Here is a 13,171-nt window from a genome sequence, read left to right as displayed (position 1 = left end):
TGCCCGAAAGACAGCTATATCTAATTTGAGACGGCGGCTTCAAGGAAGCCGCCGTGTTGCTGTCTGCATTCCGGCAGACGCCCTCCGGAGCAGAGCATGACGGACAAGAAGAAAACGATTTCAGCGGATTCGGGCAATCCGTTGCAGACGATCATAAATCTTTGGCCCTATATGTGGCCCGAAGGCAGGCCAGACCTCAAGATGCGGGTCGTCTGGGCCACGTTCTTTCTTATCCTCGCCAAGTTCGTTCTCATATCCGTTCCCTACTTCTTCAAATGGGCAACGGATGCACTGAATGGCAAGCTCGATATGGCGGGGCTCGTTCCCGTCTTCCTGTTGGGTGCCGTCGCACTTGTCGTGGCTTACAATCTGACGCGCCTTTTGCAGGTCGCTCTCAACCAGCTGCGGGATTCGCTCTTTGCCTCCGTTGGCCAGCACGCGGTCCGCCAGCTTGCCTTCAAGACCTTCGTGCACATGCACCGCCTCTCCCTGCGCTTTCATCTGGAGCGCAAGACCGGCGGCCTGTCGCGCGTCATCGAGCGTGGCACCAAGGGTATCGAAACCATCGTCCGGTTCACGATCCTGAACACGGCACCCACATTCATCGAGTTTCTGCTGACCGTCATCGTCTTCTGGATGACCTACGGTTTCATCTATGTGGCGGTCACCGTCATCACCGTCTGGGCCTATATCTGGTTCACGGTAAAGGCCAGCAACTGGCGCATTTCCATCCGCAGATCGATGAATGACAGCGACACGGACGCCAACACCAAGGCGATCGACTCGCTGCTGAATTTTGAGACGGTCAAATACTTCGGAAACGAAGACATGGAAGCGCGCCGCTTCGATGCTTCCATGGCGAAATATGAGAAGTCGGCAACCGCCATCTGGACGTCGCTCGGCTGGCTCAACTTCGGCCAGGGCGTCATTTTCGGCATCGGCTCCACCGTCATGATGGTGCTGTCTGCCTTGGCAGTGCAGCACGGCGAGCAGACCATCGGTGATTTCGTTTTCATCAACGCCCTGCTGCTGCAGCTCTCGGTGCCGCTGAATTTCATCGGCTTCGTCTATCGTGAAATCCGCCAGGGCCTGACCGATATCGAGGAGATGTTCGACCTTCTGGAAGTCGAGGCAGAGGTGGTGGATGCACCGGACGCGAAGGAACTTCAGATCGGCGCGGGTACGGTCAGTTTCCGCGACGTGCGATTTGCCTATGATCCCGACCGCCCGATCCTCAAGGGCATCTCCTTCGATGTGCCCGCCGGAAAGACAATTGCGATCGTCGGACCATCCGGCGCGGGCAAGTCCACCCTGTCGCGATTGCTCTATCGCTTCTACGACATTCAAGACGGCTCGATCACCATCGATGGGCAGGATATCCGCGATGTAACGCAGAAAAGCCTGCGTTCGGTTATTGGCATGGTGCCGCAGGACACGGTCCTGTTCAACGATACGCTCGCCTACAACGTCCGCTATGGACGGCCGGATGCGTCGCAGGACGAAATCATGGCAGCAGCCAGTGCCGCCCAGATCAGCGGCTTCATCAGCAAGCTGCCACAGGGATATCAGACCATGGTTGGAGAGCGTGGGTTGAAGCTTTCCGGCGGTGAAAAACAGCGCGTCGCCATTGCTCGCACGATTCTGAAGGCACCGCCCATCCTCATCCTTGATGAGGCGACCTCGGCGCTCGACACCCACACCGAACAGGAAATTCAAAGCGCGCTGGATATCGTCTCCAAAAACCGCACGACGCTGGTCATCGCCCACCGCCTTTCCACCGTCATCGGCGCAGATGAGATCATCGTTCTCAAGGACGGTACGATTGCCGAACGTGGCACCCATGCGTCACTCATCGAGATGGGCGGGCTCTATGCCTCCATGTGGAGCCGCCAGCGCGAAGCCATACAGGCGGAAGAACGCCTGCGCGAAGTCAGGGAACAGGACGACCTGGGTGTCGTGGACCGGGGAGAACGCGCGCATTGATGCGTATAAACGCTGGCGTTCAAGCCTAACAGATTGCTCGCCAAGCGTTTTGCCTGTAGTCACCTATTCGTGTGTTGTCGCGTCTGGGCGTGAATATCGTCGCGGAATGACTATATGCAGAATGGCTTTGGTGCCGGAGTCGGCATTGCAGAGCCAGGCATTGCAAAGTCCGGGCGCGAGGTTGACATAGCAGCATAGCGCCACGACCCGGCCAGGCTGACCAAAGATAAATTCGGAGAAGAAAGATCAATGAACCTGTTCGACACCATTCGTAACACCATCGTGCCGGTCCACAAGGAAGGTTACGTCTTCGTCGCCGCCTTTTTCGTCGCGTCGCTGGTGCTTGGCTGGATAGCCGAACCGCTCTTCTGGATCGGTCTGGTTCTGACTGCCTGGTGCGCCTATTTCTTCCGCGATCCGGAGCGGGTCACGCCACAGGATGATACGCTCATCATCAGCCCTGCCGATGGAACCGTGTCAGCGATCCAGACCGTTGTTCCCCCGCTTGAGCTGGAACTCGGCAAGGAGCCGATGGTTCGCGTTTCGGTTTTCATGAATGTCTTCAATTGCCACGTCAACCGCTCGCCTGTGCGCGGCCGCATCATCAATGTCGCCTATCGCCCCGGCCTGTTCCTCAACGCGGAGGTCGACAAGGCTTCGGAAGACAATGAGCGCAATGGCCTCGTCATCGAGACCGCGCATGGCAAGGTCGGCGTTGTGCAGATTGCCGGTATGGTCGCGCGCCGTATCGTCTGCTGGGTCAAGCCGAACGAGCCTGTCGATGCTGGCGAACGCTTCGGTCTGATCCGTTTCGGCTCTCGTTTGGACATCTTCCTGCCTGAAGGCTTCCAGCCACGCGTGTCCGTTGGCCAGACAGCCATTGCCGGTGAAACCGTTCTGGCGGAATTTGGCTCTGCCAAGGGTCCGGTCATCAGCCGACGCGGCTAAGCCTGAGCAGGAGCAACGCCATGGAAACGACGACGCCCGAGCCCGGCAGCAACATCAAGCCCGAGATGACCAATGACAGTGGCCGTGGGCCGCGCCTGCGGGAAATACCGCTGCGTCTTGTCATTCCAAATCTCGTTACCGTGCTTGCCATCTGCGCAGGCCTGAGCGGCGTCCGCCTCGCCTTTGAGGGCCGCTTCGAACTTGCGGTCGGCATGGTCCTGCTCGCCGCGTTCCTCGACGGTGTCGATGGCCGCCTGGCGCGCATGATGAAGGCGACGTCGAAGTTCGGCGCCCAGATGGACTCGCTGGCCGATATCGTCAACTTCGGCGTTGCACCCGCTCTTGTCGTCTATGCCTACCTCCTCGATCACGCCCGCTCGTTGGGCTGGATCGCCGCTCTTATCTATGTCATCGCCGCTGGGCTGCGGCTCGCGCGCTTTAACGTCATGATTGAGCGTGAAGTTAAGGCGCCCTGGCAGAACGAGTTCTTCGTGGGCGTTCCAGCACCCATGGGGGCCATGCTGGTTCTGTTGCCGGTCTATCTCGGCTTCATGGGCATAGAGCCCGGCAAGACCTTCGCCTATATCGGCAGCGCTTACACGGTGCTTATCGGCTATTTCCTGATCAGCCGACTGCCGGTGTGGTCTGGCAAATCCGAAAGCCGCATTCGCCGCGATCTGGTTCTTCCCGCCATTCTCATCGTCGTTCTCTACGTTGCGCTGTTGATGAGTTTCACCTGGGAAGTGCTAGTCGTTACCGTCCTTGCCTATCTGGCCTTCCTGCCCTTCAGCGCTCGGATCTGGCACAAGCGATATGGCACGCTGACGATCGAGGAAGATATCCACGGCGACCACCATGACGGTAGCGCCATGGATCGCGGTCTTTAGGCCATTCGCCCGGACACGAAATGTCGCAGCCTGCAAATTTCAATTGATTGAATTTGCCTCGAATTCGTCATGATTTCTTTTGAAAGAGGTTTCCGGGAAGACTGCCAATCGGCGGCTTTACAGGGGAATTCAGGAGATTGAATATGAGCGAAACGACGAAACAGGACGTTCCGGCGAAACCGGACCTCAACAGCCATTACAGGCCGCTTGGCCTGAAGGCTGTAGCCGCTGCCGCTTTGATGCTGACACGCAAATCCAAAGAGCCAAAAGCGGCCTGAGACGGCGGTAAATCGGCACAGTCGCCCATTTGGCGCAGATTTTTGACGAATAGGGAAACTGGCACCTCGGGGTGCCATTTTTTATAGGCGTGGTTTAGTAGCTGGATTTGCGCCCAGCGCCATGCAAAGGTACGGCTATTCTTGGAGCCGGCGAAAACACCAAATATAAAACAATATCGTTTATCGTTCTTTTTTCGGAAAATTGTTTCTCTACCGTTTGCTACTATCCAGCTTGGCCAACTTTCAGACGAACGAAGACAATGACACCGTAATTCGTTTTCAAAGGTTGCGACCAACTCATGCGGGATAAAATTCTTCTCATCGAAGATTCAGTTGCTCTTTCCATTCTGCTGAAGATGCGGCTCGCGGACGAAACGAACGCCGAGATTTTCCATTGTGAAACGATGTCGCAAACCGCTGATCTCCTCAAGCGACATAAGTTTACGCTTGCGTTGACCGGTCTGACAGTACCCGACGCACCAAATGGCGAAATCCTCAATCTGCTGGAAAAGCGCAAAGTCCCGACGATTGTCTTTACGGCGACTGTGGACGAACAGGCACGGCAGCACTATGCCGAAAAGAAGATCATCGACTATATCGTCAAGGACGGACGTCGCACGGTCGATACGGTGGTCAAGACGGTCGACCGTATCTTGGCCAACAGACAATTTTCCATTCTTATTGTCGATGACGCGAAAGCGGCACGGTCCAGCCTTAAGGAAATTCTGACACGGCAGAATTTCACCGTGCAGGAGGCCTATTCGGGCGCACAGGCCCTTGATATCCTGGCTAGCAATCCGTCGATACAACTCGTCATCACCGATTACTACATGCCGGATATGGATGGCTACGAGTTGACGCGCCTCATCCGCGCTGGACGCTCCTCCGAAGAACTTCGCATTATCGGCGTTTCGTCATCCACCGATAGAATGCTCTCGGCGCATTTTCTGAAAGCCGGTGCCTCGGATTTCATCTACCGGCCCTTCGTGCCGGAAGAGCTGCAATGTCGTATCGACAACAATGTCGAAACGTTGAAACAGCTGATGCGTCTGCGTGAGCTTGCTGAAAAGGATCACCTCAGCGGCCTGCCGAACAGACGTTCCTTCTTCGACCATGCAACCGGTCTGCTGGAAAACCTCAAGGTAACCGGTGCACGTGGGGCAGTCGCCATTGTGGACATCGACCACTTCAAGCAAATCAACGATACATTTGGTCATAGCGCAGGTGACAAGGCGCTGAAGATGCTTGCCAATCTTCTCTCGGACTTCTGTAGCAAAGGCGAACACCTCGCCGCACGCATTGGCGGTGAAGAATTCGCGATTTTCCTCAAAGGCTTGGACGGCCAGCAGGCCCATGCATTCTGCGAAAGCCTTCGTCAGGAAGTCGCAGCGAATGCGGAAAGCCTCGTCGGTTCCGAGATACCTTTGACGATTTCCGTCGGCGTCGTGGAGGTGGAAAAAGGCGGATCTCTGGATCAGCAGCTCACGGCCGCCGACCAATTGCTTTACATTGCAAAAGCCAATGGTCGTAACTGCGTCTATTCCGATGTCATGGCGCGCAGAGAGCTGTCCAGGCTTGACCAGATGTCATGAGGCAAGCGCTCTAGAACAGCGACATTTGCGCGTCGTCTTTCGGCGCCTTTTTCGGGGCTGTGGGCAGGCTTTCCGCAACCGGCTCAAGCAGATCCGCGCCGGTGTTGCTAACCTTGTTGACCTTATCAGACACCGGAATCATCTCAAACAAATCCTCATCCGCCGCCCGCATCAGCTCCGCAACATCGCGCGGTTCCTGGGTCTTGCAGTCCAGCCAGCGGGTGAAATCTTCCGGAGAGACAACAACCGGCATCCGGTCATGAATCTGTCCAATCGTCCGGTTTGCGGCGGTGGTCAGAATGGCACCAGTGTCCACTTCAGAACCGTCAGCCGATGACCAGGTTTCCATCAGGCCGGCAAAGGCAATCACGCCGCCGCGCTTGGGCTTTATGAAATAGGCCTGCGATTTCCCGCCCTCCTCTTTCGATGGTCTGCGCCATTCATAGAAGCCGGTAACCGGAATAAGAATTCGCCGGTGCCGCATGGCCGCCCGAAAAGAGGCTTTGCCGATTGCTGTCTCGGCACGCGCATTGATCAGCAGAGGAAATTCCTTCGGGTCCTTTACCCAGCCCGGCAGGAAGCCCCAGCGCACAAGCAACGCTTGCCGGTTGGGCAGGTTGCTTCCCGGCTCTGAGTGGCCACCTTCCACGACGACCAGAATGGGCTGTGTCGGCGCAATGTTGAACCGTGCCGGAAAATCCTCCAGCTCGCTGAGGTTCATATAGTCCGCGACTTCTCCTGGCGCGGCATCCAGCATGAAACGTCCACACATGGCCTTAAGCTCTCATCCTCTTGGAGCGAACAATATGAGCGAAGCACCCGCAAGGCAAATCGCCCCACCGGCCATATCGAACCTGTCCGGAAGCTGTCCCTCGACGGCCCACAGCCAGAGCAGTGAGGCGGCGATGTAAATTCCGCCATAGGCGGCATAGGCACGTCCGGCAGCATCAGCTGGAACCAGTGCAAGAAACCATGCAAACACAACCAGCGACGCCACGCCGGGAACAAGCCAGCCAATGGACTTTTCCATCCGCAGCCAGGCCCAGAAGGCAAAGCAGCCTGCAATTTCGGCCAGCGCTGCTGCGGCATAGAGGAGATAGAGTTTCATGCGATGTTCCCGCCGGTGACCGGCCTGCGCGCGGACTGATCAAAATCGAAGATCCTCATATAGCTGATGCAGCGGGCCTTGCCTCAAGAATTTCCTGCAACGTGAAGCTGTTGCCACGTTTCCTGCAAGGTTCAGGTCATAATGATCATCGATATCGCACAAGGATACCGTATGCCCCTGCCCCAAGCTGCCTCTTCCGCAATCGTTCGACGCGCCGATCGCGTGCTCCTCGTGCGCCGCATCAATCCTCCCTCGCAAGACATGTTCGCCTTTCCGGGAGGTCGCGGTGAGCCGGGTGAAAGCCCGGACGAAACTGCCCTGCGTGAACTGGAAGAGGAAACCGGCATTGTCGCCCGTCATCCACAGCTTTTCGCGACCTATGATCTGCCCGGCTATGACGCTGACGGACATTTGACCAGCCATTTCTTTCTCTCGGTATACACTGTGGAAGCCGACAGCAACGCAATCGTGGTGGCAGCAGACGATGCGGCAGAAGCCGGGTGGTACACGCTGGACGAAATCCGAAGCCTGCCTGCGCCGGAAAGCGTTGTCGAGTGTGCAGAACGTCTGCTGGGGCAGTTGCAATGCTAAGAAGAATCGCGGCTATCTCCGGGCGGATGAGTAAACCGTCATGCCGGGTAATGCGTAAATTGATGAAAAGACGGATGGAATGGATGCTGGCGATTGCGGTGGCAACGGGAACACCGTTGACCGTGGCCAATGCTGCGCAGCACACTCCACCGCCGCCGCCAGCCGCCGCCGCCCAGCAGGAAAACAAGCCGGCACCCTATGACAACCAGATGGCGCGACTGTCTGAGATACTGGGTGCCGTGCAATATCTGCGCACGCTTTGTCCTGCCACGGGCTCGGAGGAATGGCGCAAGTCGATGAGCGACCTTCTGGCGGCAGACACTGCCAATGAGCCCAATCGACGGCAGCGAATGACTGCAGCATTCAACCGTGGCTATCGCAGTTTTGCGGCCGTTCATACGGCCTGCACGCCTGCCGCAATCGCTGCAGAAGAGAAATACCGTATCGAAGGGGCAACACTGGCGCAGGAAATTGCGTCAAGGTTCGGAAATTAGTGGTTTATTAACCTCTTTTGGCTGCGGGCCGTGCCGTTTTGAGAAAAGACTGTTAGAGTTGTTAACAGGGTGGTAACGAGTTGCCCGCCTTGTCGAGGATGAAAGATGCAAACAAGCCGTAACGAAATCCACGATATGATCGCGCATGAAAAGATGCAGGTCGCTCTGGAACATCAAAACGAAGCATGGGCCGACGGTATGGCCGATGGGATCGAGCCGGAGATCATCGCTGACGCCGCTATCGCTCTTGCCATGCGCGAAACCATCCGTATGCACGGTGAAGCGGGCGCTGAAGCCATGCTGGAATCTCTGCGCCAGCGCATGCTTGAGGGCGAATTCTCCCCTCACCGCATTATTCAGTAAGCTGGAGTTTTATATCATGTATCGCTCTCGCAAGGGGTTTTTGCGGTCGACAGCCGCTGTTTCCTTGATGGTCTCGTTGTCCGTGTTCGCCGTCAGCGTTCCAGGCTCTGCTTTCGCCCTGTCGGAATTGCGGCCAGCGCAGGATCCTGCCAGTAGCGAAGGTGAAAAACCTGCTGAAAACAAGCAGCCCGTAGAGCCGGACGCAGTTGAAGGTGATTCGGACGGCATTCCGCTCCCCGATCCCCTGGTAAATCGCTCCGGCGCGCAGAAGGCCGAACAGCCCCAGAACGATACACCGCAGATTTCGGCACAGATCGAGCACGATATCAGCAAGGCACCTGAGCCGGTTCGCCGCCTGCGCCAGCTCATCATCGATGCAGCCTCTACCGGCGACATTGAAAAATTGCGCCCGCTCGTCAATCCCGGCCCGAACCAGGCACGGGTGGATGGTGATGCGGAAGACCCCGTCGCTGCTCTGAAGAGCTTCTCCGGCGATCCCGATGGGCTGGAAGTCCTCGCCATCATCATTGATCTGCTGTCGACCGGCTATGCGCATGTGGACGCTGGTACGCCTGACGAGATGTATGTCTTCCCATATTTTGCCGGAAAGCCGCTGAACACCCTCACTCAGCCTGAAAAGGTGGAGTTGCTGCGGATCATCACCGCGGGCGATCTCGCGGATATGCAGGAATACGGGAATTACAGCTTCTACCGGATCGGCATCTCGCCTGACGGCCAGTGGAAGTTCTTCACGGCGGGGGATTGAGGTCCGCACCTTCCGTGCAATGCGCCTCACTCCTGCTGCTCCCACACCTTTCTAATGGACATCAAGCCAAGAGAAGGGTTTCAATTGCATTGAAAACGCTCTAGCTCTTCGGGAAAGAACGAACCCGAGTGGTAACGCCCATGTCTTCCGCCTTTCTGATCGACCGTAGTTTGATCCGGGTTTCCGGCACCGGTGCCACGGATTTCCTGCAGAACCTCATTACCCCCGATCTCGATTCGCTGCCCGAGGGTGAAGCGCGCGCTGGCGCACTGCTGACGCCGCAGGGAAAGATCATGTTCGAATTCCTGATCTGGCGCAGCGACGATGGATACGTGCTGGAAACGGGCAGCGATCAACAGGACCAGTTGCTGCGCCGCCTGACCATGTACAAGCTGCGTGCCCCTGTCCAACTCACCGCAGACGAACAACCGGGCGTCAGCGTCTTTTGGGACGAGACGGCACCGGCAGGTGCCGTCAAGGATAGCCATTTCTCGAAGGCCGGTGTCGATCTCTACCGCATGCCTGGCACTTCCAGCGCGCAAGACGCATCTTCATATCACCAGCTTCGCGTGGCACATGGCATCGTCGTCGCTGGCCTCGACTACCAGCTTCAGGATGCCTTCCCGCATGATGTCCTGATGGACGTGAATGAAGGCGTCTCCTTCAGGAAGGGCTGTTTCGTCGGGCAGGAAGTCGTGTCGAGGATGAAGCATCGCGGCACGGCCCGCCGCCGTGTCGTAACGGTAACTGCAGATACGGACCTCCCGGACAGCGGCACGGAAATCCTCGCCGCCGGCAAACCTCTCGGCGTCCTCGGCACCGTCTGCGGAAAACAGGGACTAGCCATAATCCGTACGGATCGCGCCGCCGATGCGATGGCATCGGACGCCGATATCACCGCAGGCTCCGCCGCGGTTACGGTCGCCCTGCCCGCCTGGAGCGGGTTGAGCTTTCCTGCTGCCGACCCGGCAGTCTCTTCGGAAGACTGAACGTGGCAGCGTCGAAAACGCCACGCGCGTGGCAGCGAATGCTTTCGGGCAGGCGGCTCGATCTTCTGGACCCCTCGCCGCTTGACGTGGAACTGGCCGATATCGCTCACGGTCTCGCCAGAGTGGCGCGCTGGAACGGGCAGACGCAGGGTGACCATGCGTTTTCCGTCGCGCAACACAGCCTCATCGTGGAAACCATTTTCTCCAGATTGAACCCTGCGGCGACCGCGGACGAACTTTTGATGGCTTTGTTGCATGACGCGCCGGAATATGTGATCGGCGACATGATATCGCCCTTCAAATCCGTTGTCGGCGGCGGTTACAAGAGTGTCGAAAAGCGGCTGGAAGCGGCAATCCACCTGCGCTTCGGTCTTGCCCCGCATCCAGGACGCGAACTCAAGGACCGCATCAAGAAGGCGGATACTGTCGCAGCCTTTTTTGAGGCAACCGAGCTGGCGGGTTTCTCACTCAGCGAAGCGCAGAAATTCTTCGGCCTGCCACGCGGCATCACCAGAGACATGATCGAGATATCGCCCGTGCCTGCGATCGATGCTCAAGATCGATTTATAGCACGCTTCGAAGCTATAGAGCAGCTTCGGAAGGATTTGAGATGAGCCAGATTGTCGTTTGCCCCCTGTCGCGCATCGGGGAAATGGCCGTGCGACACAAGTCGCGGGAAATGGTAACGCTGATTGCGAAAGAGCAGAGCTTCCACCGCCCTGCCGTGATTTCTGCAGAACGCCATCTGACCCTTCAGATGAATGACATTACCTTCAAGGGCACCGACAAGCTGATTGCACCGGATGATCTGCACGTGCAGCAACTGATCGATTTTGCCCATGGGTGGGACCAGTCCGCCCCGTTGCTGATTCATTGCTGGATGGGCGTTTCGCGCTCTCCCGCCGCTGCGCTTATCGTCGCTCTGGCGGTTCGGCCGGAACAGGATGACGCGGCGCTCGCCGCGCGGCTCCGCATCGTTTCACCCTATGCTACGCCCAATTCCCGCATCATCGAAATCGGCGATCGCCTGCTTGGCCGGGGCGGTGCGCTGATTGCAGCCATCAAATCAATCGGACGCGGCGCGGATACGGATGGCAATGTACCCTTTGTCCTGCCCCTCTATGAGCAGGTGGCTCAGGAGTGAGGCGAAAACCGGAAGCACGATCCGCCCCCGGCTCTCCATGGATGAGGTCGCCGCATCATTGCGGCAACGACATGTCAGACGGTGATCGACTGCGCGGTGGTGTCCTCTTCATCGCCTACGAACTGATATTCCTTGGCTATCTGTTCCAGACGCGCGAGAAAACCATCCATTGAGCCATCGACAACACTGCTGTCATCGCTCTCTGCAGTTTCCGCTGAAGAAGACATGGCACGTGGCAGTGGACCTACGCCTTCCGTGCCCCTGCCCGCCTTCATTTCTTCCTGGCTGACAGAACCGTCACCATCGCTGTCCAAGCTGCTGAACAGGGTTGTCGCCATGTCTTCGGCCAGGTCGTCAGGGCGCCTGGCCAGAAATTCTGCCTGGGAAACGACGCCGTCACCGTTGGTATCGAGGGATGATGTCGTGGTCGAATCGTCCTCCTCGCTGCCAGCGGAATGCGGACCACGCGGCCGGGTTTCCATGGCAGACATCTCTGTCGCGCTGACGACACCATCGCCATCGCTATCCAGCTGCGTGAAGAGGTTGGTCGACATCTCCTCGGTCACATCATCAGGCCGAGCTGTCGAGAATTCGGATTGCGAAAGCGTGCCGCTTCCATCCGTATCAAGACTGGAGAAATAGTCGGCTTGCGATTGTTCGCTGGTGCTGCTCGACGTCTCGTCGGACTCGGAGGTCGGCGAGAAATTGAGCAGCATTGTCATCAGCGTGGAAAGGAACTGGTTGATCGCGCTGCTGCTGTCTGCGCTTTCAGAACTCATATTGGAGCCTGAAGACGAGCCGCCAGCTGAGGCAGTGCTGTTTCCTTCGTAATTGACAGTGCTATCGGTGGTCTGGGCGAGAGCGTTGGGGCTGCGATAATATTGATTATTAGAAATTGATGAAATGGTCGTCATTCACCGTCTCCCTGTCGGAGCATATTGTCTTGGGCTGTTTAGGGGGACATGTTCGCGCCACGCGATAAAGGCGAACCAGACAATAATTACTTGAATTACAGTGAAAATAAAAACGAATTGTTAACCATTTATTTCTGGTCGACATTTCACAAATCTAAAAAATCGCTTCGTTATCTAACCCGTTCTGACAGGCCCCGATCGTCGTTTTTTCTCTACGGATGGAGCAAAACCGGCATCGCGCCGTTACCGTTTCTCACGCAACATAAAGAGGTTAGAATATATGGATCAACAGGCTACGGATATCATCGTCGCGTCGCAGGCGGCACTTCGTCAGGCAAGTGCGCTGATGGTTCAATATTCCTTCTCCATTGTCGGAGCCCTCATTCTGCTGATCATCGGCTGGGTTGCCGCAACGCTGTTACAGCGTTGGTCCTATGAGGGTCTGTCGCGCATTCGCGGATTTGATGAAACGCTGGCGCGGTTCTTCTCCGGCATCGTGCGCTACGTTGTGCTCATTCTCGTGCTCGTCATGGTGCTTGGCCAGTTTGGCGTACAGACGGCTTCGATCCTTGCGGCGCTGGGTGCCGCCGGTCTGGCCGTCGGTCTGGCGCTTCAAGGCACGCTGCAGAACATTGCTGCCGGCATCATGCTGCTCGTCCTTCGCCCATTCCGCGTTGGCGAATATATCGAGACCAGCGCGGTCACCGGTACTGTCGTTGAAATCGGACTGTTTGCGACGGAGTTGAAGACCAGTGATGGGCTTTATCGCCTGGCTCCCAATTCGACGCTATGGAACGTGCCGATTACCAATTTCAGCCGTTTCCCATCACGCCGCCATGAGCTTACCGTTACCGTTCCGAAGGGCGAAAGCATCGCTGACACGCAGGAAATGCTGATGAACATCGTCCGCTCCGACAGCCGTGTTCTGCTTGATCCCGCACCGACAACATTTGTCGATTCCGCCAGCAACGACAGCGCAACCGTCAAGCTGCGCTACTGGGCCAAAAGCGATAACTGGTTTGCGACAACCCGCGACGTGACAAAGGCGCTGAAGTCGGCGTTCGACGAACGCGCGGTGAATGTAGGAGATCAGTCCGCACAGTAAAAGCGTGAC

16 protein-coding genes are annotated in these 13,171 nt (G+C 57.2%); 13 read left to right on the top strand and 3 right to left on the bottom strand.

The features are described 5' to 3' along the window. The first annotated feature begins 96 nt into the window (after positions 1-96). The 5 genes from ASF69_RS09135 to ASF69_RS09120 all read left to right on the top strand — a co-directional run bounded on the left by ASF69_RS09135 (position 97) and on the right by ASF69_RS09120 (position 5,688). On the top strand, positions 97-1,983 hold the full coding sequence (locus tag ASF69_RS09135) for an ABC transporter ATP-binding protein/permease (RefSeq protein WP_062586965.1): 1,887 nt from the start codon (positions 97-99) through the stop codon (positions 1,981-1,983). Between the two features lie 249 nt (positions 1,984-2,232). Then, positions 2,233-2,931 (top strand): phosphatidylserine decarboxylase, encoded by a 699-nt coding sequence (locus ASF69_RS09130; RefSeq protein WP_062586964.1) that lies wholly within the window; start codon positions 2,233-2,235, stop codon positions 2,929-2,931. Positions 2,932-2,951: 20 nt separating this feature from the next. After that, positions 2,952-3,818 carry a phosphatidylcholine/phosphatidylserine synthase gene (locus tag ASF69_RS09125; protein ID WP_062586963.1) on the top strand — a complete coding sequence of 289 codons (867 nt, stop codon included), beginning with the start codon at positions 2,952-2,954 and terminating at the stop codon, positions 3,816-3,818. A 143-nt stretch (positions 3,819-3,961) separates the two neighbouring features. Further along, complete coding sequence (locus ASF69_RS23745; RefSeq protein ID WP_280136380.1) at positions 3,962-4,096, top strand: hypothetical protein; 135 nt, start codon at positions 3,962-3,964, stop codon at positions 4,094-4,096. A gap of 299 nt (positions 4,097-4,395) precedes the next feature. After that, positions 4,396-5,688 carry a diguanylate cyclase gene (locus ASF69_RS09120; RefSeq protein ID WP_062586962.1) on the top strand — a complete coding sequence of 431 codons (1,293 nt, stop codon included), beginning with the start codon at positions 4,396-4,398 and terminating at the stop codon, positions 5,686-5,688. 10 nt (positions 5,689-5,698) lie between these two features. Here the strand turns inward: ASF69_RS09120 and ASF69_RS09115 are convergent, their stop codons facing one another. Together ASF69_RS09115 and ASF69_RS09110 are read right to left on the bottom strand one after the other, a co-directional pair. Then, entirely contained in the window at positions 5,699-6,460 is a 762-nt protein-coding gene (locus ASF69_RS09115; protein ID WP_062586961.1) for an SOS response-associated peptidase, read from the bottom strand. 12 nt (positions 6,461-6,472) lie between these two features. After that, on the bottom strand, positions 6,473-6,796 hold the full coding sequence (locus tag ASF69_RS09110; RefSeq protein WP_062586960.1) for a YnfA family protein: 324 nt from the start codon (positions 6,794-6,796) through the stop codon (positions 6,473-6,475). Positions 6,797-6,937: 141 nt separating this feature from the next. Here ASF69_RS09110 and ASF69_RS09105 point away from each other — a divergent pair, with 141 nt between their 5' ends. The 7 genes from ASF69_RS09105 to ASF69_RS09075 all read left to right on the top strand — a co-directional run bounded on the left by ASF69_RS09105 (position 6,938) and on the right by ASF69_RS09075 (position 11,143). Then, positions 6,938-7,387, top strand: coding sequence for an NUDIX hydrolase (locus tag ASF69_RS09105; RefSeq protein WP_244475431.1), 450 nt, complete (start codon positions 6,938-6,940; stop codon positions 7,385-7,387). Positions 7,388-7,449: 62 nt separating this feature from the next. Further along, positions 7,450-7,881: a TIGR02301 family protein gene (locus ASF69_RS09100; protein ID WP_082469663.1), complete on the top strand. Its 432-nt coding sequence runs from the start codon at positions 7,450-7,452 to the stop codon at positions 7,879-7,881. A gap of 105 nt (positions 7,882-7,986) precedes the next feature. Then, positions 7,987-8,244: a hypothetical protein gene (locus ASF69_RS09095; protein ID WP_062586958.1), complete on the top strand. Its 258-nt coding sequence runs from the start codon at positions 7,987-7,989 to the stop codon at positions 8,242-8,244. A 16-nt stretch (positions 8,245-8,260) separates the two neighbouring features. Continuing rightward, on the top strand, positions 8,261-9,010 hold the full coding sequence (locus ASF69_RS09090) for a hypothetical protein (protein ID WP_062586957.1): 750 nt from the start codon (positions 8,261-8,263) through the stop codon (positions 9,008-9,010). 140 nt (positions 9,011-9,150) lie between these two features. Then, positions 9,151-9,999, top strand: coding sequence for a folate-binding protein YgfZ (locus tag ASF69_RS09085; protein ID WP_062586956.1), 849 nt, complete (start codon positions 9,151-9,153; stop codon positions 9,997-9,999). A 2-nt stretch (positions 10,000-10,001) separates the two neighbouring features. Next, positions 10,002-10,613, top strand: coding sequence for an HD family hydrolase (locus ASF69_RS09080; protein WP_062586955.1), 612 nt, complete (start codon positions 10,002-10,004; stop codon positions 10,611-10,613). Further along, on the top strand, positions 10,610-11,143 hold the full coding sequence (locus ASF69_RS09075) for a tyrosine phosphatase family protein (protein ID WP_062586954.1): 534 nt from the start codon (positions 10,610-10,612) through the stop codon (positions 11,141-11,143). Before ASF69_RS09080 ends, ASF69_RS09075 begins: the two co-directional genes overlap by 4 nt. Positions 11,144-11,217: 74 nt before the next feature. Here the strand turns inward: ASF69_RS09075 and ASF69_RS09070 are convergent, their stop codons facing one another. Continuing rightward, positions 11,218-12,057 carry an EF-hand domain-containing protein gene (locus tag ASF69_RS09070; RefSeq protein WP_062586953.1) on the bottom strand — a complete coding sequence of 280 codons (840 nt, stop codon included), beginning with the start codon at positions 12,055-12,057 and terminating at the stop codon, positions 11,218-11,220. Between the two features lie 280 nt (positions 12,058-12,337). On the opposite strand from ASF69_RS09070, the gene ASF69_RS09065 reads away from it, so the two are divergent. Further along, positions 12,338-13,162, top strand: coding sequence for a mechanosensitive ion channel domain-containing protein (locus ASF69_RS09065; protein WP_062586952.1), 825 nt, complete (start codon positions 12,338-12,340; stop codon positions 13,160-13,162). Positions 13,163-13,171 lie beyond the last annotated feature (9 nt).

This window comes from Rhizobium sp. Leaf311 (genome assembly GCF_001423445.1).
Taxonomy (GTDB): domain Bacteria; phylum Pseudomonadota; class Alphaproteobacteria; order Rhizobiales; family Rhizobiaceae; genus Agrobacterium.
The sequence above is the reverse complement of the archived record's forward strand: the minus strand, read 5'-3'. Positions and strand labels throughout refer to the sequence as shown.

Coding starts and splice junctions, on each gene's coding strand:
- ASF69_RS09135 (WP_062586965.1), top strand. CDS start 97: ATGACGGACAAGAAGAAAACGATTTCAGCGGATTCGGGCAATCCGTTG.
- ASF69_RS09130 (WP_062586964.1), top strand. CDS start 2,233: ATGAACCTGTTCGACACCATTCGTAACACCATCGTGCCGGTCCACAAG.
- ASF69_RS09125 (WP_062586963.1), top strand. CDS start 2,952: ATGGAAACGACGACGCCCGAGCCCGGCAGCAACATCAAGCCCGAGATG.
- ASF69_RS23745 (WP_280136380.1), top strand. CDS start 3,962: ATGAGCGAAACGACGAAACAGGACGTTCCGGCGAAACCGGACCTCAAC.
- ASF69_RS09120 (WP_062586962.1), top strand. CDS start 4,396: ATGCGGGATAAAATTCTTCTCATCGAAGATTCAGTTGCTCTTTCCATT.
- ASF69_RS09115 (WP_062586961.1), bottom strand. CDS start 6,460: ATGTGTGGACGTTTCATGCTGGATGCCGCGCCAGGAGAAGTCGCGGAC.
- ASF69_RS09110 (WP_062586960.1), bottom strand. CDS start 6,796: ATGAAACTCTATCTCCTCTATGCCGCAGCAGCGCTGGCCGAAATTGCA.
- ASF69_RS09105 (WP_244475431.1), top strand. CDS start 6,938: ATGATCATCGATATCGCACAAGGATACCGTATGCCCCTGCCCCAAGCT.
- ASF69_RS09100 (WP_082469663.1), top strand. CDS start 7,450: ATGAAAAGACGGATGGAATGGATGCTGGCGATTGCGGTGGCAACGGGA.
- ASF69_RS09095 (WP_062586958.1), top strand. CDS start 7,987: ATGCAAACAAGCCGTAACGAAATCCACGATATGATCGCGCATGAAAAG.
- ASF69_RS09090 (WP_062586957.1), top strand. CDS start 8,261: ATGTATCGCTCTCGCAAGGGGTTTTTGCGGTCGACAGCCGCTGTTTCC.
- ASF69_RS09085 (WP_062586956.1), top strand. CDS start 9,151: ATGTCTTCCGCCTTTCTGATCGACCGTAGTTTGATCCGGGTTTCCGGC.
- ASF69_RS09075 (WP_062586954.1), top strand. CDS start 10,610: ATGAGCCAGATTGTCGTTTGCCCCCTGTCGCGCATCGGGGAAATGGCC.
- ASF69_RS09070 (WP_062586953.1), bottom strand. CDS start 12,057: ATGACGACCATTTCATCAATTTCTAATAATCAATATTATCGCAGCCCC.
- ASF69_RS09065 (WP_062586952.1), top strand. CDS start 12,338: ATGGATCAACAGGCTACGGATATCATCGTCGCGTCGCAGGCGGCACTT.